Here is a 21880-nt window from a genome sequence, read left to right as displayed (position 1 = left end):
TCCCGCGGGGGCCGCATTTTCGGGGTGTGGCGCAGCTTGGTAGCGCGCTTCGTTCGGGACGAAGAGGTCGTGGGTTCGAATCCCGCCACCCCGACAAATGACTGAAGGGCCGCCCCCAGGGCGGCCCTTCTCATTTGTCGTCGGGTCTCGGATCCGGGTCATTCGGACCCCAAGGGAAGGGCCCGGGCGTTGCCTGACTCCTCTCGTGGCCTTCATACGACGACGCGTCAGCATTGTCCCGGTCGATCGCGGCCGCCCTTGAGCGACGCTCCGTCACAGCTCCGGCGGCGACGGTACGGTGAGTATGCAACCTCGAGAGCCGAGACGGTGGCTGCTATCTCGTCGTCTGGCACGACAACTAGATCGTCGAACGGGCGCGGGCTACGGAACTCCAAGGCCGGCTTCCATGCGCCATCAGTCCGCAGCAGCGTGCGGTACTGCAGCTTGTCGAGGAAGGGCTGCACCTGGGCCGTCTGATCGACCCGCCGCCGGTCGTAGTAGGCGCGATTCCACTCAAGGAAGATTATCGGCCGATGTCGCGCAACGGTGTCGGTCGCGCCACTGAGGAATCGGTCCTCATGGCCCTCGATGTCGCACTTGATGACCCGTAGTGCTCCCCGGCCCAGCGCCGAAATAGCGCATTCGTCGAGTGTGACCGTCGCGACTTGTACGGAGCTGTATCGATCATCTCTCCCGTCTGGGATCTCGATGGATGCATTGCCGGTCGCTGCGCCCTCCTCGAAATCCTCGCGAAGGATCATCGTCGCCTCCCCCGATGAGTCCGACAGCGCTGCGGGGATGATTTCAGCGACCTGAAGAAGTCCGTTCATTCGGAGGTTGTGCTGGAGCCGGGCCGCGTTCGATGGAACCGGCTCGAATGCGACAATGCCCCCCTGTAGCTCCAGCGCTCGCCGGGCGAGCGGGACGGACCAGAAGCCGATATTCGCTCCCGCGTCGATGGCGACACAGCCAGGCTCAGTCATGAGCGCGCACGCCGCCGCAATAAGGTGATTATCGAAGTCACGGGTGTAGTAGGCCAGCCACTCCGTTCCGCTCCGAAGATCGAGACGTAGCCGGTGGCCTCCGCGCATGTCAGCATCGACCAAAGGACCAGCACCGAACCGCAGCGAAAGCCTGTTGACTGGTCGCACTCGTCGCCACTCGGCACGACTGCTCTCAGGCAGCCGCTGCCAGAGTGCCGAAACTCCCGAACGCGCCGACTCTACGACCCGAGCCAATCCCCGTTGCGCCCCCAGTACCACGGTCCCCCCAGCCTCTTCGTTTCGCCGGGCACCCGGGAGGATGTGGTCGCCCTCGAGTGGCGTACGATCAAGAATCCTCTCATGGCGTACGACTGATCTGTCCCTAATCGATGGCTCGAGGAGGCCCACTTTGGAGACTGCTGAGACCACGACGATCGTGATCGCGATCGTCGCGGTGGCGTCGAATGTGTTCACCATGTACCACGCCAGGCAGCAGTCCAGAAGGCAGGGTCGAGAAGACTGGCGCCTGACCACGGGGAAGGCGTACGTCGACGGCCGGCGGGCCCTTCGGCGCTTCGTAGGTGACATCTCCGACTCCGCGTTGGCGCATGCCCCTAATCGGCCCGCCGATTTTCCGCACTACGTCGGGGTCGCGGAGGCCGACGCTCGGTTCAGCGCGTCGTCGGCCTCGCTCCTGGACGCCTACGAGGAGATCGAGCAGTACGGTACGTCGGAGGTCCGGGATCTGTTCAGTGAAACGATGGCGCGGGCTCAGGTGCTCCCGCGGCTCCGGGGTCAGGGCGGTTATCCTGGCGAGCCGGACCATGCAGGCTCCACCGGGTGGAGCGCAGCGCACGATGAGTACCGAAGCGCTTTCGAGCGACTGGCACGCCGTATGGCCCTTGAGCGGGAGAAGTCCGAGAGGGCCAGCCGATAGCCTCTGTTGATGAATCGCACTCCGCCCACCGGCGTCGCTTCCCGCGGAGCGCACGGCGCCGAGTGCGCTCCGCGATCGCTCCCACCCTCCGTCCGGTGCGTCGGGGTGGCCGAAGCAGGACCGATCAAGCGGTCCTTGGTGTAGGCCTGCCAGACCTGTCCTACGGTCGGTTGCGGAGGACTTTGGGCCGCAGTACACCTGATCAAGCGTCACGAGGAACGCGTAGTCGAGGTTTACAGCCTTGATGCGCAGTGCCTTGCGCTGCGGCCGTCGCCGACACGTCAAAGGGCTACCACGTGGTTCTACCGTGCGCCGTGGCCCCCACACTCAGAAGGAGCGATGGGAACGATGGAATGATGGGCAGTCGGATCTTGCGAGAGGTCCGGACGTAGTCCCGAAATGCCGCCAGAGTACCCTGTGCATCACCCGAGCCGGGTGCCGCGCGAGCGGAGTCGGGGTCCGGTCACGCGAAGTCGGCGTCGGGTCCCGACCGGTAGCTGAACTCGACGCGCGGCCGGTATCCGCGATTGAGCACCCCGCCCGACTCCTCCAGGTAGCAGGCGCCGCAGAGGGACTCGTAGGTCACGTCTCGACCATCGATCGCGACCTGGTCGCCGTCGAAGACGAATTCACCCTCGATGCTCCGGGCGTTGAACACCGCCTTCCGTCCGCAGCGGCAGATCGTCTTCAGCTCCTCGAGCGAATGGGCGACCTCCAGGAGCCGCCGGCTCCCGGGGAAGGCGACGGTCTGGAAGTCGGTGCGGATGCCGTACGCCAGCACCGGCACCCGTTCGGTGACGGCGATGCGCAGCAGGTCGTCGACCTGCCCCTCGTTGAGGAATTGCGCCTCGTCGATCAGCAGGCAGCTGACGTCCTTGCCGAACCGCTCGAGCGCCCGACGGCGCTGGGAGAAGAAGAGGTCGTAGACGTCCTCGTTCAGGCCGATCGTGAAGTCCACGGGCCGGGTGACCCCGAGCCGCGACACGATGGCGGCGTCGCCCTTCGAGTCGATCGCCGGCTTCGCCAGCAACACCAGCTGGTGCCGCTCCTCGTAGTTGTACGCGGCCTGGAGCAGCGCAGTGCTCTTGCCGCTGTTCATCGCGCCATACCGGAAATAGAGCTTCGCCATCAGATCAAGTATCCGTCCTCGGCGGCCCTGCGGATGAGCTCCGCCTTGCGGCTCGCCGGCCGCCCGACCCTGGCGTATTTCTCGCGAACCCGGCGCAGGAAGGTCTTGACGGTCTCGTACTGGACGTCCATGCGGTCCGCGACCTCCACTGCGCTGAGTCCGCTCGCGTACAGGGAGAGAGCCTGCGCCTCACCGGTGCTGAGCTTGGGCTTGACCGCCTCTTCAGCACCCGCCGGCAGCGGCCGCCAGGATGGCGCGCCGCCCTCGGACCGGGCCATGCCGAGCACGCCGCGGGCGACGTTCATCACCTCGCCGAGCGGGAGCACCTTCGACACGAACGCCTCCGCACCCGCAGCAAGGGCGCGATCCCGGATCTCGTCGGAGTCGTGAGCACTCAGCACGACCACTTTGGCGCCGGCAGCCCGGCAGGTGCGCACCCGCGCCTCGATGGACACCGGCTCCTTCAGCTGGAAGTCGAGGAAGACGATGTCGGTCGGGAAGTGTGCGCTGTGCACGAGCTCCGGCCAGGTGCTGGCGCAGAGCACGAGGTTGAAGTCCGGCGCGTTCGCCCCGATCCACGACGTCAGGCTGTCGAGCAGCACCTCGTGATCGTCGAGCACAGCCAGGCGCACCGGCCCGCGGCCGGGGGCATCAGGAACGCCCATACGAGAACTCCAATCGGATTGCAGACGGCGAGGTCTTGAGGGTGAGACCGGGGAACATCACCCGCATGACCGCGAGGTAGGGGTCGAGGATCGAGCGAGTGGCCCGCTCCCTATGGTCCAGGTGCGCGTGCACTGTTGCCCGCACCTTCCGCGGCTCGCCGACGAAATGGATGCGGAATCCCCTCGGATCGAACGACGGGGCGGTGAACATCGCCAGGAGCAGCGCTCTGAGCGCGGCGCGCTCGTCAACGCTCATGAGGGACGACAGGCGGTCGGGATCCACAACCGGGTGGTCCTCGCTGACGCCGCCGGGAAGGAAGCGCGCCACACCGCTCTCCAGCCAGTTGCGGTCGACCTCGGCCACCATGACGCCTCGGATGGCCGCGGCGATCGCGGCGGCCTCCGCCCGGTCGGTCTCCGTGATGTCGCCCCGTTCGAGCACTCGGGCGAAGAGCGGGACGACGTCCTGGTTCAGGATCGACACCCGGTTGCGCTGAACCTCGCGGCGGATCTCCTGGCGCAGCACCGGCGCGGTCTCGATCGTCTTGGACGCGACCTCACGCCGCCACCGGTCGAACTCGCGGACCATGCCGTATCCGAAGACCGTGGCACCCAGCGAGAGCGCGAGCACCGGGGCGGTCCACGTGATCACATGAATCCAGGGCAGCACGGTGCTCGGCGAGATGTGGGCGTGCAGGAGCGCGATCGCACCGACGAGGGTGGTGGAGATCCCCGTGCCGACGGCCAGTTCGTGCGGCGGCCGGTAGGGCGACAGCGCGAGCGTCAGGATGCCGACGGCGATCGGGATGAGATTGTTCCGGCCGGTCGGGTCTGTGCTCCAGCCCGCCGCGACATCGACGAGCATCGCCCCGATGGAGAGCCCCAGCACGACGACGTGCACGGATCTCGGCACCGGGGCCCGGGCGGGGCTGATCGCGACGGCCAGGATGCTGCACGCCGCCGCGACCAGGCCGATGGCCACGAGTGCGGTGGCCGGGCTGCTGGAGTTCAGAAACCGCACCACGGCGAGCGTGAGCATCAGTGCGGGAAGGATCGCGAGCACCAGCAGGATGGCGCGGCGCAGCTCGAAGCTCGCCGCGGGATCCAACTGCTGCTGCGTCTGCTCGCGGGTGGTCACGGCGCCGCCACCTGGCGCCGGCGCCGGATGCCGAGCGCGGCCGCTGGCGCCTCGACCGGCACGCGGATCATCACGGACGTTCCGCGCCCCGGAGTCGACCACAGCCGCACCGCGCCACCGGCGTGCTCGACGCGGGTCCGGACCGAATGGCGCAGGCCCATCCGGTCGGCTGCGGTCTCACTCTCTGAGAACCCGCGACCGGAGTCGACCACCATGACCGTCACCTCCGAGTCGGTGCCGTACACGGCGACCTCAGCCCGGTCGGTGCCGGAGTGCTGCAGCACGTTGGCGAGACACTGGCGCACCGCGAGCCCAAGCGCCCGGGATGACTCCCGGGTCAGCCTGGCGAGCACGGTGAGGTCGCCGCTGACGTTCACCTGCAGCCCAGCGCCCCGCGCCCCGTCGATGGCGGCGGCAAGCCGGCTCCGCTGCCAGTCCGCCCGGGGATCCTTCTCCCCCGGCTCCGGCTCCTCGCTCAGCCACTCCTCCCCCAGAAGCAGCGTCAGATCGTGCTCCATCTGGGCTCGCTGCGCCGGCGCCAGCGGGCCAGCCGGCGCGGCAGCCAGCGCCGCGAGGTCGTTGAGGACGGTGTCGTGCATGAGCGCCGCCGCGGTCATCTCGATGTTGTAGCGCAGCGACGCGAGCTGCTCGTCGCGCTGGGCGCGCAACAGGTCCCGCCGGGCGCGCGACGCCCCACGGAGCCCGGCCACCATGCCGATCAGCGCGACGAGGGCGAGGGTGCCGGTCGGCGTCACCGCCGGCACGATCACCGCACCGTGCTGCAGTGCCGATATGGAGACGACGGTGATGCCGCCCAGGAACGCGACGATGGTCGCGAGGAGCGGCACTCCCGGCCGGGTCGCAACGCCCGGCGCCAGCATCAGGCCCAATGCCGGGAGGGCGATGATGTAGCCGTCGACGTGCCTCATGGCATCAGGCTGCGAGTGGAAGATGACCGCGAACGCGTACACGCAGACGACGCCGGCGGCGATCATCACCGCGAGGTCCCCGCGGGCGCGGGTGCGGATGTACCGGAGCATCAGGGCCGCGATCCCCGCCAGCGGCACGAGCCCTGGCCACAGGCGCAACTGCGGGTCGGACGCCTGCATGACCAGCACCGCGATCGCCGCCACTGCGATGTGGACGAGCGCCGCGGCGGAAAGACCGCTCGTGGCCGAGCGCACGACGGCGACGGGCACGAGGTGCGGCGGCATGCCGAGCGACATCCGGTCCCCCTTCTCCGTCGCGCGTGTACCGCATTATTCCACCGACGGGGGACACTCCCTGTCATTTCGACAGTAGTGCGACGTAACACTCCCCCCGAATTGGGGCACCGGGCGTCGGGCGCGCCAAGGTGCGCGCGGGCTCTCGATGCGATTCACTCGGCGTCGGGGGCGTGTAGCACTATTCCGGCGAAGCGCATGGTCGGCACGAGGGGCATTCTTTGGATTCACAGTGGGGGCGGCCGTTTCGCGTGCTCGCCGTTGGCGGAGCGCCGGTACCGGGTGAGGGACTCCGGGGAGGCCGGCTCGGGCTGCCGGAGCGGCTGGCTGAGGAGTTGAGCGACGCGCTCGGCCGTGAGGTACAGGTCGACGCACTCGGCGACCGCACGCTGACCCTCGCCGCCGCCGCGGCGTCGCTGACACCGGAGGCGCTGGCCGGGCAGGACGTCGTCCTGCTGCGGCTGGGGACGGACGAAGCGCTTCGGACGCTGCGCCTCAACCTCTGGCGCAGGCGGATGAGCGCGCTGCTCGACCGGCTGAACGCACTCACTCCACCGTCGACCCGCATCCTCGTCGTCGGCGTCCCGGCGGTGCAGTCGCTGCCCGGCTCGGAACGCGACGACCTGAGCGCTGCCCGCAAACACGCGAAGCGCTTGAATCGGGTGACGCGGCGGCTGGTGCGGACATCGGCGAAGGCGTCTTTCGTGCGGCTGCCACGAGCGGAGCGCGACCTCGAGCTCCAGCCAGCGCCGGAGACGTACTGGCGCCTGGCGCGGTTCCTCGCGCCGCAGATCGCCCGGCGGCTTCCCGCCACGCCCTCCGTGCCCGCCGGCGCGGTCGACCGGATCCTCGCGCGATTCACCGAGCGGATCGATCAGCTGCCATCGGACGGCTCTGAGCGCCTGCTGCGGCTCGTCTCCCACGCGAGAATGAGCTTCGGCACCCGCTACGCCGCTCTTGCCCTGGCGGACGAGACGGGCTCCTGGCGGTACTGGTCGCTGGGCTGGGACGCCGACGACCGGGCGGCTGGGGCGCATGCGGCGATCCTCGGCAGCGACGCGGCCGACGTGGTGACGGATGCGCGGCAGGACGACCGGTTCTCCGGGCTCGGATCCACGGTCGACGACCGGATCGGATTCTTCGCCGGAGCGCGCGTGCAGTGGTCGGGCGTTCCGGTGGGCGCGCTGTACGTCTTCGACGGCGCACACCGCAGCGGGGGCCGACTCGATGAGCGGCTCCTCCGGAGCCTCACCCGGATGGTCGAGCAGGAGCTGCGCGCGCTGCTGGCGGAGCGTCATTCGCTCACCGATGCGGTCCGCCCGCTCCCGGCCGAGCCCACCGTCAGCACGGGGCCGCAGTTCGCCCTGACCGCCTGACCGAACCGGGGACCCCTGAGCCTGTCGAGGGCACTGCGGCCGTCACCTCGCGCGGTCGCTTATCGGAAGCCCGGTCCCTGAGCTTGTCGAAGGGCCCCTACCGGAAACCCGGTCCTGAGCTTGTCGAAGGGCCGTGCGAATCGCTGCCTCAGAACAGCGTCGGCGGCCCGACCTGTGCCGGCAGCTCCAGCTGCAGCAGTGATTCCGCGCCCTTCGCCAGGGCCCGTGACCTCACCCCGCCGGACGCGGGGTCGGCGCGGCCGCGCTCGAGCCCGTGCGCTCGGACCAGGGGACGGATCCGCGCCGCCAGCCAGGTGCGGTATTCCTTCGGCGCGTAGGCACCCGAGCTGTACATCGCGCGGTACTTCGGCACGAGGTCCGGCCGCTCGCGCTCCAGCCATGCGAAGAACCACTGTTTGACGCCCGACTTCAGGTGGAGCGCGGAGTACAGCACACTGCTGGCGCCCGCCTCCTTCGCCCGTCGCAACGCGTCGTCCAGGTGCCCTTTCGTGTCGGTGAGGTACGGCAGGATCGGCATCAGGAACACGGTGCAGTCGAGCCCGTGCTCACGCACGGCGGTCACCGTGGCGAGGCGCGCCGCGGTGCTCGGCGTGCCTGGCTCGACCGACTGCTGCAGGGCGTCGTCATAGATGGCGATCGACATCGCCAGGTCGACGGGAACGTGTCCGGCGGCCTCGGCCAGCAGCGGCAGGTCGCGGCGCAGGAGCGTGCCCTTGGTCAGGATGCTGAGCGGCGTGCCACTGTCGGCGAGCGCCGCGATGATGCCCGGCAGCAGCCGGTACCTGCCCTCCGCCCGCTGGTACGGATCCGTGTTGGTGCCGAGCGCCACGGGCGGATGCTCCCAGCTGGGCTTCGCCAGTTCCTTCCGAAGGACGTCGGCGACGTTCACCTTGACGATGATCTGCCGGTCGAAGTCGTCGCCCCCGTCGAGATCGAGGTACGTGTGCGTCGGGCGCGCGAAGCAGTTGTGGGCGACGACGCCGTTCGCGATGAAATCACCCGTACCCGTCGTCATGTCGTACATGTCGACGACCTCACCCAGATCCTCGATCGAAACCACTCGAAGGTCGGCGGTGGACTTCGTTGCCATCCCTTCGATGCTCGACTTGCGCGTGATCGCCGGGCCCGTCAACCGGAGGAAGCGCTGCCGCATCTGCTGCCCGCCAGTCACGCGTACACAGGCGACGAAGTACGACGGCTCGCTCGATTCCGGAATGCCGGTGGACCCGAACCCGACCAGCTTGTCGTCCGCGGTGAGGTGTGGGCGGGCGTCAGGTCCGCTCAGGGAGCCGGTGACGTGCTTCCAGCCCCGGTCGGTGAGGAACCGATGATTGCTGCTCGCCGTGAGCTGCGTACCATCGGCGAGCGTGATCCGGTATGCCCGCTTGCGTGTTTGCCAGTGGGCGAGCACCTTGGTCTTGACGTAGCGGCGATAGGCGCCTTCCACGCGGGTGCCGTAGATCTCGTCACCGACATTGACTGACCAGATGGGCTGTTGCCGCCCGTCCCCCATCAACACCATCGTCTCGGCACCCACACAATACGTGCAGGCATGCGAGCATCCGCGGTACGGGTTGATCGTCCAGCCGTACGGCAGCGCCTTGCTGGCACCGGGCACATGGTTGAGGGCGCTCTTCGCAAGCACCTCGTGGAACGTGATGCCGGCGAACTCCGGCGTCCGGACCGACCTCACGAGGTTGTTCAGCTTGGCGAGCCCGGGCAGCGCTTCGCTGCTCTCCGCCGACAGCCGCTGCCCCTCCCACCGCATGCCGCCATTCGAACAGAGTTTCGAGCCACGGTCAAGCCGCCAGGCCGCGAGTCCCTGCTGAGGGCCTTAGCTCAGCTACGGCGAGACGTCGGGGTCAGGCGTCGGGGCCGGGAGCCAGCTTCGGGACAGGCGTTCGCGTCGAGCGCCTGCGGGTCTTCGCCGGCGCGACGGGGGTCGCGCCCGCGGGCACCGGAACCGCGCCGTCCGGCGCCTCGATCGGCTTCGGACGGCGACCGCCAGGCGCCGGCCGATCCGGCAGGAGGCCGAGCGCGCGACCCGTCGCGCCGAGCGTGCGCTTGGCCACGGCCTTGTTGGACGAGAGCTGGCGGCCGTAGCTGGGCACCATCTCGAGGATGGCGGGCGTCCACTGCTTGATCCGGTCGGGGAAGCAGTTCTCCAGCATGCCCAGCATGATCGGCACGGCGGTCGACGCTCCGGGTGAGGCTCCGAGGAGGCCGGCGATGGAGCCGTCGGCCGAGGTGACGACCTCGGTGCCGAACTGCAGCACACCCCGCTTCTCCGGATCCTTCTTGATCACCTGCACCCGCTGGCCGGCGACGATCTTGTACCAGTCCTTCGGGTCGGCGTTCGGGTAGAACTCCTTGAGCGCGTCGAACTTCGTCGCGCGGCGCGCCAGCAGCTGGCCGATCAGGTACTGCACGAGCGGCAGGTTCGCGAGGCCGGCCGACACCATCGGCACCAGATTGTGAGGACGGACGGATGCCGGCAGGTCGAGGTACGACCCGGTCTTCAGGTACTTGGGGCTGAACCCGGCGTACGGCCCGAACATGAGGCTCGCACTGCCGTTCACCACCCTGGTGTCGAGGTGCGGCACCGACATCGGCGGCGATCCGACCGCGGCCTTGCCGTACACCTTCGCGTTGTGCCGCCGGACCACATCCGGGTTGTCGCTTCGCAGGAACTGCCCGCTCACCGGGAAGCCGCCGAAGCCCTTGATCTCGGGGATGCCGCTCTTCTGCAGCAACCCGAGCGCGTGCCCACCGGCGCCGACGAAGACGAACCGGGCGCCGATCTCCCACGGGGTGAGGCCGATGTCCCGCTTGCCTTTGACGAGCCAGGTGCCGTCCTTCTGCCGCTTGAGGTTCGTGACGCGGTGCTCGGTCCGCACTTCCGCGCCGTTGGCCTTCAGGTAGTCCACCATCAGCCGGGTGAGCGCCCCGAAGTCCACGTCCGTCCCGGAGTCGATGTAGGTGGCGGCGATGGGCTGGCTCTTCTTCCGTCCTGCGATGAGCAGCGGGGCCCACCTGCGGATGACGGCGGCGTCTTCGCTGTACTCCATCCCGGCGAAGAGCGGGTGGTCCTTCAGTGCCTCGTGGCGCTTGCGGAGGTAGGCGACATTGTCCTCACCCCACACGAAGCTCATGTGTGGTGTGGCGCTGATGAACTGCTTCGGGTCCGGGAGGTGCCCCTGGTTCACCAGGAACGCCCAGAACTGCCGCGAGACCTGGAACTGCTCGTTCACCTTCACGGCGCTCGAGATGTCGATGGTGCCGTCCGGCCGCTCCGGCGTGTAGTTCAACTCGCACAGCGCCGCATGGCCGGTGCCGGCGTTGTTCCACGGGTTTGAGCTCTCCAGGGCGACGTCGCCGAGACGCTCGTAGATGCGGATGTCCCACTCGGGTTCGAGCTGCTTCAGGATCGTCCCGAGTGTGGCACTCATGATTCCGCCGCCGATCAGGGCGACGTCGATGGGCTTGGGCACCCGACAAGTCTACGGTCGGAGCAATATCGGCGGTGTCGGCCAGCCGCCGAATCCCCCGCCGTGACGAACGAGAAGGCTCAGCCGCCGACGGCGACCGTGCGGAATCCGGCGTTCCCCATGGACGAATCCGGAGTGTTCGACGAGCGGGCCGAGTTCCGGTAGCGGTTGCAGTACGAGTCGTGGCAGAGGTATGAGCCGCCGCGAAGGATCCGAGCGGTCCCGTCTTCCGGGCCTCGCGGGTCGTCTTTCGGGGACCTGAGGTAATAGGCGGGGTGGAACCAGTCCGCGCACCATTCCCAGACGTTCCCGACGGTCTGCCAGAGCCCGTACCCGTTCGGTGCGAAGGTGCGAACCGGCGCCGTCGCCGGAAATCCGTCCTCCGCGGTGTTGCGGGCAGGGAACTGCCCCTGCCAGATGTTCACCTGCCAGCCGTTCCCGTTCAGCAGCTCGTTCCCCCACGGGTACCGTGCGCCGTCGAGGCCGCCCCGCGACGCGTACTCCCACTCCGCCTCGGTCGGCAGCCGGCGGCCGGCCCACTGGCAGTACGCGACTGCGTCGTTCCAGCTGACATGCACGACCGGGTGGTCGTCCATGCCCTCGACGGTGGAGAGCGGACCGCCCGGATGCCGCCAGTCCGCGCCGCGGACCCCGAGCCACCAGGGTGCGCCGCCGGCGGGCCCGATCACGTCGGTCGGTCGCGCCTCGAGGGCGAGATGGAAGACGGCGCTGTAGCCGAACGTCTCGGCCTCGGTGGCGTACGCGGTCGCCGCGACGAAGCGGGCGAACTCCCGATTCGTCACGCTCGTCGCGTCGATCTCGAATCCGTTCACCGATACCTCGTGCACCGGACGCTCACCGTCCGGCCGGTTGCCGTCGCCGTACGAATCGCCCATCGTGAAGGTGCCTGCCGGGACGCGGACCTGTTCGATGGAGTGGGACTCGGCTCCCCCTGCCGCAGGGCCTGTCGGTCGAGCAACCTGCCCGGCGGAGTCGCGTGCCGGCGCGCAGCAGTGCGGGTCATCGGGCATGGCCTGCAGGTCCGCGCGTCCATGGCGTGCGTCCGCGGTCGGCCCATGGGCTGCCGCCCACTCCGGCGGCTCGCCGCCGCCGTGGTTGTCCGGCGCGTTGGATGCACGCATGGGCTTCACGTTAGTGCGCGGTGGTGCGGGCGCGTCGTGCACTCCCGCTGGACGGCGAGTGCAGACGTCCCGGCGTTGCGGCAGCCCAGCGCGCCGACAGGTCCGCGATTCGGCGGGCCGCCTTGCGACACCCGTTAGCCTTTCCGAATGGCCTCCCCCGAATCGGACGCGCACGCCCGAAAGGGCGCCCGCTACTGGGTCGCGCTTGCGGTGACGGGCGTGATCGGCGGCATCCTCTCCGGCGCTTTCGGGGTCGGCGGCGGGATCCTGATGGTGCCCCTCCTGATCGGGCTGACCGGCATGGATCAGAAGCGGGCGGCCGCGACCTCCCTGGTGGCGATCATCCCGACGGCGATCGCGGGATCAGCCACCTACTTCGCCAACGGCGAGGTGGATCTGCTGGTTGCGCTGCTCGTCGCGATCGGCGGGGTGGCCGGCTCCTACCTCGGCGCCAAGCTGCTGAGGCGCATCCCGGTCGTGTGGCTGCGCTGGCTCTTCATCGCACTGCTGATCGGAATCGCCATCCGCCTGTTCCTGATCGCGCCGGAGCGCGGCGCCGAAGTGCAGGTCGACTGGCTCATCGGGCTGGCGCTGGTGGCATCCGGCCTGTTCATGGGCGTGGCCTCAGGGCTGTTCGGCATCGGGGGCGGCGTGATCCTCGTGCCGCTGCTGATCACCGGCTTCGGCGCCGGCGACCTCGTGGCGAAGGGCACCTCGCTGCTGGTCATGGTCCCGACCGCGACGATGGGCACGATCACGAACGCCCGCGGTCGCATGGTCGATGTGCGGGCCGGTGTGGTCGTCGGTCTCGCGGCGACCCTGGCGTCGTTCATCGGTGTGGCGCTGGCGTTCCTGGTGCCGCCGGAGGTGTCTGGGATCCTGTTCGCGATCCTGCTGATCATCTCGGCGGTGCAGCTGACGATCCGCGCCGTCCGGCTGCAGCTGAAGTAAGACCACGAACCTAGGGGCGGCCGAAGCCCCGGTACGTCCAGCCCGCGGCACGCCAGCGGTCGGCGTCCAGCGTGTTGCGGCCGTCGACGATCAGCGGCGTTCCGACGAGACCCCGCGCCCAGGCGGGATCGAGTTCGCGGAACTGCTTCCACTCGGTGACGAGCACCACCGCGTCGGCGCCGTCGAGCGCCTCCTCCAGGCCGGCGGCGTACTCCAGCTGCGGATGCAGCCGCCGCGATGTCTCGACCGCTTGCGGATCCGTCGCGACGACGTCCGCGCCCAGGCCTTTCAGCTGCACCGCGATGTCGAGCGCCGGCGAGTCACGCACGTCATCCGAATCGGGTTTGAAGGCCAGCCCCAGCACGGCGATCTTCTTCTCGTACACCGACCCCCCGAGCGCCTCGGCGACCAGCTCGACGAGGCGGGACCGGCGGCGCAGGTTGATGCTGTCCATCTCCCGCAGGAACGCGAGCGAGTCGCCGCGGCCGAGTTCCTCCGCCCGGGCGGTGAAGGCCCGGATGTCCTTCGGCAGACACCCTCCTCCGAAGCCCACCCCGGCATTGAGGAACCGCCGGCCGATCCGCTGGTCGAAGCCGAGTGCGTCCGCGAGCTGGGTGACGTCTGCACCGGTGACCTCCGCGATCTCCGCCATGGCGTTGATGAAGGAGATCTTCGTGGCGAGGAAGGCGTTGGCAGCCGCCTTCACCAGTTCCGCCGTGGCGTAGTCGGTCGCCACCACGGGAGTGTCATTGCCGATCGCGACGGCGTAGACCTCGTCGAGCGCCCGCCGCGCGCGTACGCCCGCCTCGCCGGATGGGAGTCCGTAGACGATCCGATCGGGCGCGATGGTGTCGTTGACGGCGTATCCCTCGCGGAGGAACTCGGGATTCCACGCCAGCACCGCACCGGTTCGGGCCGTCTCGAGCCGCGGGGCGAGGCGGGCAGCGGTGCCGACCGGAACGGTCGACTTGCCGACCACCACGTCCCCTGCGTTCAGGTGCGGCAGCAGCGAATCGACGGCCGCGTCGACGAAGCTCAGGTCGGCCGCGCTCTCGCCCCGCTTCTGCGGGGTGCCGACGGCGATGAAATGGACTCGAGCGCCGCGCACCGCGGCCACGTCGGTGGTGAAGGCCAGCCGGCCGGCTCCGAGTGCGTGCTGGAGCGCACTCTCGAGCCCCGGCTCGTAGAACGGCGACCGGCCGGCGGCGAGCTGGGCGATCTTCTGGGCGTCGACGTCAACGCCGACGACGTCGTGGCCCAGAGCCGCAAGCGAGACGGCGTGAACGGCACCGAGGTAGCCGCAGCCCAGCACGGAGATGCGCATGCCCGCCTCCTCACCGACTCGTTCGTCAGGCCCCCGCGTCGGCGACCGCTTCACCATTGATAGCAGAATCGCCGGCCCCACCCGGGCGGGCAGGCGTCAGGACGCGAGGCCCGCGGTGAGCAGGCCGACGCCCGCGACGATCAGCCCGGCCGTGAGACTCGCCGCACCGACCCACAGCAGCAGAATGAGCCGGTTCGGCTTCTCCGGGTCTCGGCCGAGCACCGAGAGGAAGAAACCGGCCGGCATCAGGATGGCGGCGATGGGAACCAGCGTGCGGGCGGCGAAGCTCCAGAAGCCCTCCAGTTGCGCGAAGTCGATCACGGAGAGGATCGCGACGCTGAGCACCAGGAGCACGCCGGCGTGGGCGTGCCCGGCTCGGAAGAAGCTGACCTGCAGCGCGTTGGCGGGGACCTTGCGCCGGACGACGCGGGTCATGAAGTAGCCGCCGCTCTCGACGGTGACGAGGGCGAGCAGCAGAATGCCGATCAGGACCGCGGTCTGTGGTTGGATAGCCATAGTATCCAGTATTGGATATCTCGACTATCCAACGCAAGGGGGAGTTGTGCGCGTGTCGGAACTGGTGTCGCAATCGGGCGTGCCGCTCGCCTCGGTGAAGTACTACCTCCGTGAGGGCGTGCTGATGCCGGGCGTCTCGACCGGCGCGACCCAGGCCCACTACGGCGAGGAGCACGTCCGGCGGCTGAAGCTCATCCGCGCGCTGACCGTCGTCGCCGGGTTGAGCGTGCAGAAGACCCGCGAGGTGCTCGCGATCATCGACACCCCGGAAGCAGACCTGTTCGAGTCGCTCGGACGGGCTGTCGCCGCACTTCCTCCGTACACGGAGGGCGTCGGTGATTTCCCCCGTGCGAAGTGGGCGCTGGAGCGGCTGGGGCAGCTGTACGAGCCCCGATACGCCGCGGTCGCGCAGCTCGAGCGTGCCCTCGAGGCAGCCGAGGAGGCCGGGCTCCCGCTCAGCGAGGAGCGGCTGCTCGTGTACGGCCGGCACATCATGGCGATCGCCGAGGCGGATCTGAACGACGTGCCCGACGACCCCAGCCGGGCGATCGAATACGCGGTGCTCGGCACGGCAATGTACGAACCGGTGCTCGCGGCCCTCCGCCGGCTCGCGCACCAAGACCTCGCCAGCCGGCGGCTCGCGGCTTCCCGCTGACCGAAGGCGGCGCCTGAATGCATGTCCATACGGACGACGCGCCGGCGCTGACCGGATCGCCCGAGGCAAGGCCGCCTCAAAGACGCCGGAGCTCGACGGTCCAGGTGTGCCCGTTCGTCGCGGTGCCACTCAGCGACATCGAGGTCTGCGCTGGCTGATAGTCGCCACTGAACGACAGGGTGTTGTCCGTGGTGGCGACATCGATGGTGAGCACGCCGTCCACCACGGCCCAGGTGCCCTCGTACAGCGTGTCGCCGACGGTGACCTGAGCATCCTGGTCGGTGCCCAGGATCACGACCGTGTCGTCCCCGTCGCTGTCCACGCCGGACCAGGTGGAGATTGCGAGGTCCTCGACCGGCTCCACCCCAGGCTCTTCGGTCTGCGGGCAGTAGTCCGCGCCGAGTTCCAGGCTCGCCTCGATCTCGGAGGCGGCTGCTTGGACCTCCTCCGGGGTGCCGAAGTCGATCGCGTCGAGCTCCTCGACGGTCTCGGCTGCGATGACCCGATCGAGCTTGCCCATGCGCTCCTGGAGGTACTCCTCGATCACGCCGATGTCGTCCGCGATGCCTGCCGGCCAGGAGACGCCCTCGAGCTGCCGTTTCGCCGTCTCCGCCTCGATGCGGCTCAGCGACGCAGCCTCCTGCAGATCCCGCAGCGGCGCCTCCAGATCGCTCCACGTCCTGTCGAATGCGAACGCCGCGTCGTTGAACGTGCAGATCGTCGCGCTGAAGGCGGTGGCGGCTTCGCCGGTGCTGACCGCGGTCGGGGTGGGAGTCGTGCCACCGGTCACCCGGGGCAGGAGCGAGCAGCCGCTCAGCGCAAGCAAGGCGAGTACGAGCGGGACGGCGTGGAATCGGGTGCGGACCATGACGGAAAGCCCTTCTGGGGGTGGGTCGCCGAAGCGCGCCAACGGAACGGCCAGGGCGCCACGCGAACTCTTCGGGTAAGAGTGGAGGAACGATATCGCGTACGCGAAGCGGCTCGGAAGCCCTGATTTGCAACGATTCGGCCACTCAACCGGCGCGAACCGCCATCGCGGTGAACCACCGAGACGAATCGCCGCAGACCGGCGCCGCGGGCTCTGCGCCGCGCCGCCGGCCGGTCAACCGCCAGCCTCCGGCCACCGAAGTCTCAGGTTCGCGAACTAGCGTCGGGATTGCAGGTGAGCCGGGGGCTGTCTCTGGGGCCGCCTGCAGGGGAAGGGGTGATTCGTTGTGCGCGCTTCCAAAGCGACGACCGTCGCCGGTCTGGCGCTGCTGATCGTGGCTCCGCTTCCCGTTGCGACCGCGATCTCCGCCACGGCGGCCCCGTCAGCGCCGAGCACACTCGGACTCGATGACCTGGTCGACGACACCAAGGACAAGGCGACCGACACCATCGACGAGGTGACGGATCCAGTCGAGGACATCCTCCAGCCGAAACCCGAACCGGAGCCTGAGAAGCCGGTCGTGGTGCCGAGTCCGCCGGCTCCTGATCCGGTCTCCCCCGCGCCGCCGAAGCCGAAGCCCGCTCCGAAGCCGCCGACCACCACGGTGCCGGAGCCTGCGCCGGCGCCCGCCCCGCTTCCCACGACCGACACCGACTCGAAGCCCGATTCCGGCGCGGGCTCCGGTTCTGGCCCCAGCACCGGATCGGGTTCCGGCTCGGGCTCCGGCTCATCCTCCGGAGGCACGAGATCGGGATCGTCGGACGGCGACGCCGGAACCGGCTCGGATGCTGGCGCCGGCAACGACACAGCCCCAGGCGCGGGGGTCGATGCTGGGGGCAACTCGTCACCGGGTGTCGTGATCGCAAGCGCCGGCCCGATGACGTCTTCCACGTACTACGAAGGGGCGCCGCTGCTGCCCGAAGCCAACTCCGGTGATCCCAACATCCGGTCGCTGCTCATCGCGGGTGGCGAGCAGAACGAGGCGATCTCTCCCGTGGCGGACGACCGCCCCGGCTCGGTCACGGGCCTGCTGGTGCTCGGCGCGCTGGCGAGCCTGATGCTGTACGGCTCCGCGGCATATCTGAAGTTCGGGAAGCGGCCCCCGGCGACCGGTCGGCACAAGGGCTGACCGACGGGCGCTGCGGTCGCTAGAGCCGCAGGACGCCGAGGATCCCGGCCCCGCCGGCGACCACGCCGGTCAGCGCTATCAGCCCGCCGATCCCGATCAGCATCGGCGTGAAGCGCTTGCCGACTGCCGGCTTCGGCGGCGGCTCTGCGCGGTGCTTGGCACTGCTCACGGTCATCTCCTCGTGTCCGCCGCAATGCTGACACGGATGTCCCCCTAACTGGTGCTTTGCGTCGCGGCGTGTCCTCCATAGTGTGGACACCGAGGGATGACCCGAAGATCCCTCTTCCCCGAAAAGGATCGGGCCCGCCCACCCCCTCAGGCGGGCCCGTCCCCTTTAACGGCGGACGCCCCGGTCAGCGGCGAAACCACCGGCAGAGGACGGCAACAGTCAGCTGCGGGACTTGCGCTCGGCGATCAGCTCCGCGATCTGGACCGCGTTCAGCGCCGCACCCTTGCGCAGGTTGTCGCTGCTGATGAACATTGCGAGCCCACGGCCGTCCGGCACACCCTCGTCCTGGCGGATGCGGCCGACGAGGCTGGGGTCCTTGCCCGCGGCCTCGAGTGGCGTCGGCACATCGATCAGCTGCACGCCAGGCGCGTCCTTCAGCAGCTCCTTCGCACGCTCGGGGCTGATGGGATTGGCGAACTCGGCATTGATTGCAAGCGAATGCCCGGTGAAGACCGGCACACGAACGCAGATGCCGCTCACCAGCAGGCCGGGCAGCTCGAGGATCTTGCGGCTCTCGTTGCGGAGCTTCTTCTCCTCGTCGGTCTCGTCCATCCCGTCGTCGACGAAGTTGCCTGCCTGCGGGATGACGTCGAATGCGATGGTCTTCGGGAACTTCTTCGGTTCGGGGAACCGCAGGGCGGTGCCGTCGTGGACCAGCTCCATGGGGTCCTGCTCGACCGCCGCCCGGGTCTGCTCGAGCAGCTCCTCACCGCCGGCGAGACCGGCACCGGAGACGGCCTGGTAGGTGCTGACGACCAACCGCTGCAGCCCGGCCTCCTCATTCAGCACTTTCAGCACAGGCATCGCCGCCATCGTCGTGCAGTTCGGGTTCGCGATGATGCCCTTGCGCGCATCCGCGATGCGATGGGGGTTCACCTCGCTCACGATCAGCGGCACCTGCGGATCCATCCGCCAGCCCGACGAGTTGTCGATGACGAGCACACCGGCGGCGGCGAATCGCGGAGCCTGCGCCTTGCTGGTGGTTGCCCCCGCCGAGAAGATAGCGACGTCGAGTCCTGCGGGGTCGGCGGTCGCGGCGTCCTCGACGACGATCTCGCCGTCCCTCCAGGGCAGCGTGGTTCCGGCGCTGCGGGCGCTTGCGAAGAAGCGGATCTCCGCGACCGGGAAGTCGCGCTCCTCGAGCAGCCGCCGCACGACCGCTCCGACCTGGCCGGTGGCGCCGACCACGCCGATCCGGATGCCGTCCCGGGCGTCGACCATGTCGAACGGATTCGGGGAGTCGGGCAGCCTCTGGTGCTCCTCGTCGGATGGCGCGGCGCTCGAGTTCTTCGGCTCGACGGTCGACTCGGATCCTGAGCCCGTCGGATCCGTGGCTGTCCCTTCGACCGGCTCAGGGACCGTGTTCTCCGGCGCGGTCGCGGGCTCAGCGATCGCGGCGTTCTCCTTCGCCGCCTCGGCGGCGTGGAGCTCCTCGAGGGTGGCGTCGGGGTTGGTGGTGTCGGTCATCGTCCCGTTCCCGCGTAGACGACGGCATCCTGCTCGCCGTCGAGTCCGAATGCCGTGTGCACCACGCGCACGGCGTCATTGATGGTGTCCGCCCGGGTGACCACCGAGATGCGGATCTCACTCGTGGAGATCATCTCGATGTTGATGCCGGCCTCATACAGGGCGGTGAAGAGCTTGGCGCTGACGCCGGCGTTCGTGCGCATCCCGGCGCCGACGAGCGCGAGCTTGCCGATCTGGTCGTCGAACTGGAGCGTGCTGAAGCCGATGCGGTCCTTCTGCGTCTCGAGCGCCTGCATCACCCGCAGACCCTCGGCCTTCGGCAGCGTGAAGGAGATGTCGGTGCGCCCGGTGGCGGCCGCGGACACGTTCTGCACGATCATGTCGATGTTCGCGCCGGTGGTGGCGACGAGGGTGAATATCTCGGCGGCCTTGCCGGGGATGTCCGGCACATCGACGATGGTGATCTTCGCTTCGTTCAGATCAGCGGCGACGCCTGCGATGATCGGCTCTTCCACTGTCTCACCGTCCTTCGGGTTGTAGACGTACGTGCCCGGGCTGTTCGAGAAGGACGACCGTACGTGGATGGTAACCCCGTGCCGCCTGGCGTATTCCACGGCGCGGATGTACAGCACCTTCGATCCGGCGGCCGCGAGTTCGAGCATCTCCTCGCTGGTGATGCGTTCGATCTTCGTCGCCTTCGTCACCACTCGGGGGTCCGCGGTGAAGACGCCGTCGACGTCGGTGTAGATCTCGCAGACCTCGGCGCCCAGCGCCGCCGCCAGGGCGACCGCGGTCGTGTCCGAGCCGCCGCGGCCGAGGGTCGTGATGTCCATCGTCTCCCGGCTGAACCCCTGGAAGCCGGCCACGATGGCGATCGCGCCGGCGTCGAGCGCCTCCCGGAGACGGACGGGCGTGACATCGACGATGCGGGCGGCGCCGTGCCGGGCATCCGTGATCATGCCGGCCTGGCTGCCCGTGAAGCTGCGCGCGTCGACCCCCATGCCCTTGATGGTCATCGCGAGCAGCGCCATGCTGATCCGCTCCCCCGCGGTGAGCAGCATGTCGAGCTCGCGCGGCTCTGGCAGCGGCGTGACCTGTCCGGCGAGGTCGAGCAGCTCGTCGGTGGTGTCGCCCATGGCGCTCACGACGACGACGACCTCGTTGCCTGCCTTGCGCGTCTGCACGATGCGCTTCGCGACCCGCTTGATGCTCTCGGCATCCGCCACCGACGATCCGCCGTACTTCTGCACGATCAAGCTCACGGGTGGCACTCCTGGGAACGGCGGGATTCAACCGCTCAGCATACCGGTCGCCCGCGGAGGGGTTGCCCCGTGTGACGGGCGCGCGAGGCCGCGAAACGACGCGCGCCCGCGGCGCGGAGGCTCCGCTCAGTACTGCACGGCGAACGCGAACAACGACACCGCGGCGGCCGCGATCGCGCCGGACGCCAGCAGCGCCGCCTTCATCCACCCCGTCAGCTCGGCTCGCATGGCACCGAGAGTAGCGCTCACAGGAGAACCGAAGGTTACGACTCGCGGAACTCGTGTGCCCCGAATGGGGGGTGCCCCCGAGGCGATCGGCTTTCCCACCCGGCACGGCACGGAGGTCCCTGTCACGAGCTCCAGGGGCGCCCGGACCCGCACCGAACGCGCCGCGGGTTCGGAGTCGGGGTGCACGAGATGAGCGGCGGTCGAACCGTCGTCCGTGCGCAGTCGGCGCCCTCAGCAGTGACGGCGGCGATCAGTATGGGCGGGTGAGCGCCAAGGCGCCGAGCGCCACCGAGGCCGTGCCGCTGACGGTCAGAACCCAGACCTTGAGAATCGCCCGCATGCGGTTGCGACTGGCGGAGTTCTGGTCAGCAGCGCTCATGGTTCCCCCAACGTCCCTCGTTGGAGGGTAACCGGCGAGTCCCAGCCGGCCGTGGAAGCCGCGCCCGCGGGTCGCCGAACTGGTTCGCGACCGAATCGGCCGCCGGGTCAGTTTTCGACGAGCCGCCTGCCCTCGAAGGCGCGGCCGAGGGTCACCTCGTCGGCGTACTCCAGGTCACCACCGACCGGCAGCCCGGAGGCGAGCCGGGTGACCCGCAGGTTCGGCTGCATCAGCATCCGCGTCAGGTAGGTGGCGGTCGCCTCGCCCTCGAGGTTCGGGTCGGTGGCGATGATCACCTCGGTCACCGTGCCGTCGGCGAGCCGCTGCATCAGCTGCCGGATGCGGAGGTCGTCGGGGCCGATGCCGTCGATCGGGCTGATCGCGCCGCCGAGCACGTGATACAGCCCACGGAACTCCCGGGTCCGCTCGATCGCGACCACGTCCTTCGCCTCCTCGACCACGCAGATCGTGGAGTGCGAGCGGCGGGGGTCACGGCAGATGCCGCACAGCTCCTGCTCCGCCACGTTGCCGCACAGCTGGCAGAACCGCACCTTCTCGCGGAGCTCGGTGAGGATGGAGGCGAGCCGGGAGACGTCGAAGCTCTCCGTCTGCACGATGTGGAAGGCGATCCGCTGTGCCGACTTCGGGCCGATGCCCGGCAAACGCCCGAGCTCGTCGATCAGCTCCTGGACGATTCCCTCGTACACGTG

Annotated in this window: 21 protein-coding genes and 1 tRNA gene; 6 read left to right on the top strand and 16 right to left on the bottom strand. The window is 69.1% G+C overall.

Annotated features, from left to right (window positions below):
- Nucleotides 1-20: 20 nt before the first annotated feature.
- Nucleotides 21-94 (top strand) — tRNA-Pro (locus ACFFGH_RS29360).
- Nucleotides 95-227: 133 nt separating this feature from the next.
- On the opposite strand, the gene ACFFGH_RS29355 is transcribed toward ACFFGH_RS29360, so the two are convergent.
- On the bottom strand, nucleotides 228-1106 hold the full coding sequence (locus ACFFGH_RS29355; protein ID WP_386675532.1) for an FkbM family methyltransferase: 879 nt from the start codon (nucleotides 1104-1106) through the stop codon (nucleotides 228-230).
- Nucleotides 1107-1392: 286 nt separating this feature from the next.
- On the opposite strand from ACFFGH_RS29355, the gene ACFFGH_RS29350 reads away from it, so the two are divergent.
- Nucleotides 1393-1920: a hypothetical protein gene (locus ACFFGH_RS29350; RefSeq protein WP_386675530.1), complete on the top strand. Its 528-nt coding sequence runs from the start codon at nucleotides 1393-1395 to the stop codon at nucleotides 1918-1920.
- Between the two features lie 463 nt (nucleotides 1921-2383).
- On the opposite strand, the gene ACFFGH_RS29345 is transcribed toward ACFFGH_RS29350, so the two are convergent.
- From ACFFGH_RS29345 to ACFFGH_RS29330, 4 genes are read right to left on the bottom strand one after another with little or no spacing between them, the layout of a single operon-like run.
- The gene (locus ACFFGH_RS29345; RefSeq protein WP_386675528.1) at nucleotides 2384-3049 is read right to left on the bottom strand and encodes a thymidine kinase; all 666 of its coding nucleotides are present in this window, start codon (nucleotides 3047-3049) and stop codon (nucleotides 2384-2386) included.
- On the bottom strand, nucleotides 3049-3714 hold the full coding sequence (locus tag ACFFGH_RS29340) for a response regulator transcription factor (protein WP_386675526.1): 666 nt from the start codon (nucleotides 3712-3714) through the stop codon (nucleotides 3049-3051). The genes ACFFGH_RS29345 and ACFFGH_RS29340 overlap by 1 nt, the downstream gene beginning before the upstream one ends.
- Entirely contained in the window at nucleotides 3701-4852 is a 1152-nt protein-coding gene (locus ACFFGH_RS29335) for a hypothetical protein (protein ID WP_386675524.1), read from the bottom strand. Before ACFFGH_RS29335 ends, ACFFGH_RS29340 begins: the two co-directional genes overlap by 14 nt.
- On the bottom strand, nucleotides 4849-6078 hold the full coding sequence (locus ACFFGH_RS29330; protein WP_386675522.1) for a sensor histidine kinase: 1230 nt from the start codon (nucleotides 6076-6078) through the stop codon (nucleotides 4849-4851). The genes ACFFGH_RS29335 and ACFFGH_RS29330 overlap by 4 nt, the downstream gene beginning before the upstream one ends.
- 218 nt (nucleotides 6079-6296) lie before the next feature.
- Between ACFFGH_RS29330 and ACFFGH_RS29325 the strand changes: the two genes are divergently transcribed.
- Nucleotides 6297-7451, top strand: coding sequence for an SGNH/GDSL hydrolase family protein (locus tag ACFFGH_RS29325; RefSeq protein ID WP_386675520.1), 1155 nt, complete (start codon nucleotides 6297-6299; stop codon nucleotides 7449-7451).
- A gap of 148 nt (nucleotides 7452-7599) precedes the next feature.
- On the opposite strand, the gene ACFFGH_RS29320 is transcribed toward ACFFGH_RS29325, so the two are convergent.
- The 3 genes from ACFFGH_RS29320 to ACFFGH_RS29310 all read right to left on the bottom strand — a co-directional run bounded on the left by ACFFGH_RS29320 (nucleotide 7600) and on the right by ACFFGH_RS29310 (nucleotide 12102).
- Nucleotides 7600-9240: an Rv2578c family radical SAM protein gene (locus tag ACFFGH_RS29320; protein WP_386675518.1), complete on the bottom strand. Its 1641-nt coding sequence runs from the start codon at nucleotides 9238-9240 to the stop codon at nucleotides 7600-7602.
- 94 nt (nucleotides 9241-9334) lie between these two features.
- On the bottom strand, nucleotides 9335-10963 hold the full coding sequence (locus ACFFGH_RS29315) for a malate:quinone oxidoreductase (protein WP_386675516.1): 1629 nt from the start codon (nucleotides 10961-10963) through the stop codon (nucleotides 9335-9337).
- 77 nt (nucleotides 10964-11040) lie between these two features.
- Nucleotides 11041-12102 (bottom strand): formylglycine-generating enzyme family protein, encoded by a 1062-nt coding sequence (locus tag ACFFGH_RS29310; protein WP_386675514.1) that lies wholly within the window; start codon nucleotides 12100-12102, stop codon nucleotides 11041-11043.
- Between the two features lie 147 nt (nucleotides 12103-12249).
- On the opposite strand from ACFFGH_RS29310, the gene ACFFGH_RS29305 reads away from it, so the two are divergent.
- Entirely contained in the window at nucleotides 12250-13053 is an 804-nt protein-coding gene (locus ACFFGH_RS29305; protein WP_386675512.1) for a sulfite exporter TauE/SafE family protein, read from the top strand.
- Nucleotides 13054-13063: 10 nt separating this feature from the next.
- Here ACFFGH_RS29305 and ACFFGH_RS29300 read toward each other — a convergent pair whose 3' ends face one another.
- Together ACFFGH_RS29300 and ACFFGH_RS29295 are read right to left on the bottom strand one after the other, a co-directional pair.
- Nucleotides 13064-14377 (bottom strand): UDP-glucose dehydrogenase family protein, encoded by a 1314-nt coding sequence (locus tag ACFFGH_RS29300; RefSeq protein ID WP_386675510.1) that lies wholly within the window; start codon nucleotides 14375-14377, stop codon nucleotides 13064-13066.
- A 96-nt stretch (nucleotides 14378-14473) separates the two neighbouring features.
- A complete protein-coding gene (locus ACFFGH_RS29295; RefSeq protein WP_386675508.1) occupies nucleotides 14474-14893 on the bottom strand; it encodes a hypothetical protein in 420 nt (139 codons plus the stop codon).
- Nucleotides 14894-14945: 52 nt separating this feature from the next.
- Here ACFFGH_RS29295 and ACFFGH_RS29290 point away from each other — a divergent pair, with 52 nt between their 5' ends.
- Nucleotides 14946-15548 (top strand): MerR family transcriptional regulator, encoded by a 603-nt coding sequence (locus ACFFGH_RS29290; protein ID WP_386675506.1) that lies wholly within the window; start codon nucleotides 14946-14948, stop codon nucleotides 15546-15548.
- 76 nt (nucleotides 15549-15624) lie between these two features.
- Here ACFFGH_RS29290 and ACFFGH_RS29285 read toward each other — a convergent pair whose 3' ends face one another.
- A complete protein-coding gene (locus ACFFGH_RS29285; RefSeq protein WP_386675504.1) occupies nucleotides 15625-16416 on the bottom strand; it encodes a hypothetical protein in 792 nt (263 codons plus the stop codon).
- A 346-nt stretch (nucleotides 16417-16762) separates the two neighbouring features.
- Between ACFFGH_RS29285 and ACFFGH_RS29280 the strand changes: the two genes are divergently transcribed.
- Complete coding sequence (locus ACFFGH_RS29280; RefSeq protein WP_386675502.1) at nucleotides 16763-17605, top strand: hypothetical protein; 843 nt, start codon at nucleotides 16763-16765, stop codon at nucleotides 17603-17605.
- A gap of 19 nt (nucleotides 17606-17624) precedes the next feature.
- Here the strand turns inward: ACFFGH_RS29280 and ACFFGH_RS29275 are convergent, their stop codons facing one another.
- The 5 genes from ACFFGH_RS29275 to recR all read right to left on the bottom strand — a co-directional run bounded on the left by ACFFGH_RS29275 (nucleotide 17625) and on the right by recR (nucleotide 21877).
- A complete protein-coding gene (locus ACFFGH_RS29275) occupies nucleotides 17625-17774 on the bottom strand; it encodes a hypothetical protein (protein ID WP_386675500.1) in 150 nt (49 codons plus the stop codon).
- A 219-nt stretch (nucleotides 17775-17993) separates the two neighbouring features.
- Complete coding sequence (locus ACFFGH_RS29270; protein ID WP_386675742.1) at nucleotides 17994-19055, bottom strand: aspartate-semialdehyde dehydrogenase; 1062 nt, start codon at nucleotides 19053-19055, stop codon at nucleotides 17994-17996.
- 242 nt (nucleotides 19056-19297) lie between these two features.
- A complete protein-coding gene (locus ACFFGH_RS29265; protein WP_386675498.1) occupies nucleotides 19298-20563 on the bottom strand; it encodes an aspartate kinase in 1266 nt (421 codons plus the stop codon).
- Between the two features lie 478 nt (nucleotides 20564-21041).
- Nucleotides 21042-21170, bottom strand: coding sequence for a hypothetical protein (locus ACFFGH_RS29260; protein ID WP_386675496.1), 129 nt, complete (start codon nucleotides 21168-21170; stop codon nucleotides 21042-21044).
- Nucleotides 21171-21277: 107 nt separating this feature from the next.
- Entirely contained in the window at nucleotides 21278-21877 is a 600-nt protein-coding gene (gene recR, locus ACFFGH_RS29255; protein WP_386675494.1) for a recombination mediator RecR, read from the bottom strand.
- Between the last annotated feature and the right edge of the window lie 3 nt (nucleotides 21878-21880).

It is taken from the genome of Lysobacter korlensis, assembly GCF_042434515.1.
Note: the sequence above shows the minus strand (reverse complement) of the source record. Positions and strands in the feature narration are given on the sequence as shown.

Bases quoted from the DNA above. Each gene is read 5' to 3' on its own strand.
- ACFFGH_RS29260 (WP_386675496.1), bottom strand. From the start codon at position 21,170: ATGAGCGCTGCTGACCAGAACTCCGCCAGTCGCAACCGCATGCGGGCG.
- ACFFGH_RS29295 (WP_386675508.1), bottom strand. From the start codon at position 14,893: ATGGCTATCCAACCACAGACCGCGGTCCTGATCGGCATTCTGCTGCTC.
- ACFFGH_RS29330 (WP_386675522.1), bottom strand. From the start codon at position 6,078: ATGTCGCTCGGCATGCCGCCGCACCTCGTGCCCGTCGCCGTCGTGCGC.
- ACFFGH_RS29320 (WP_386675518.1), bottom strand. From the start codon at position 9,240: ATGCGGTGGGAGGGGCAGCGGCTGTCGGCGGAGAGCAGCGAAGCGCTG.
- ACFFGH_RS29270 (WP_386675742.1), bottom strand. From the start codon at position 19,055: ATGGTCGACGCCCGGGACGGCATCCGGATCGGCGTGGTCGGCGCCACC.
- ACFFGH_RS29340 (WP_386675526.1), bottom strand. From the start codon at position 3,714: ATGGGCGTTCCTGATGCCCCCGGCCGCGGGCCGGTGCGCCTGGCTGTG.
- ACFFGH_RS29345 (WP_386675528.1), bottom strand. From the start codon at position 3,049: ATGGCGAAGCTCTATTTCCGGTATGGCGCGATGAACAGCGGCAAGAGC.
- ACFFGH_RS29310 (WP_386675514.1), bottom strand. From the start codon at position 12,102: ATGCGTGCATCCAACGCGCCGGACAACCACGGCGGCGGCGAGCCGCCG.
- ACFFGH_RS29285 (WP_386675504.1), bottom strand. From the start codon at position 16,416: ATGGTCCGCACCCGATTCCACGCCGTCCCGCTCGTACTCGCCTTGCTT.
- ACFFGH_RS29300 (WP_386675510.1), bottom strand. From the start codon at position 14,377: ATGCGCATCTCCGTGCTGGGCTGCGGCTACCTCGGTGCCGTTCACGCC.
- ACFFGH_RS29305 (WP_386675512.1), top strand. From the start codon at position 12,250: ATGGCCTCCCCCGAATCGGACGCGCACGCCCGAAAGGGCGCCCGCTAC.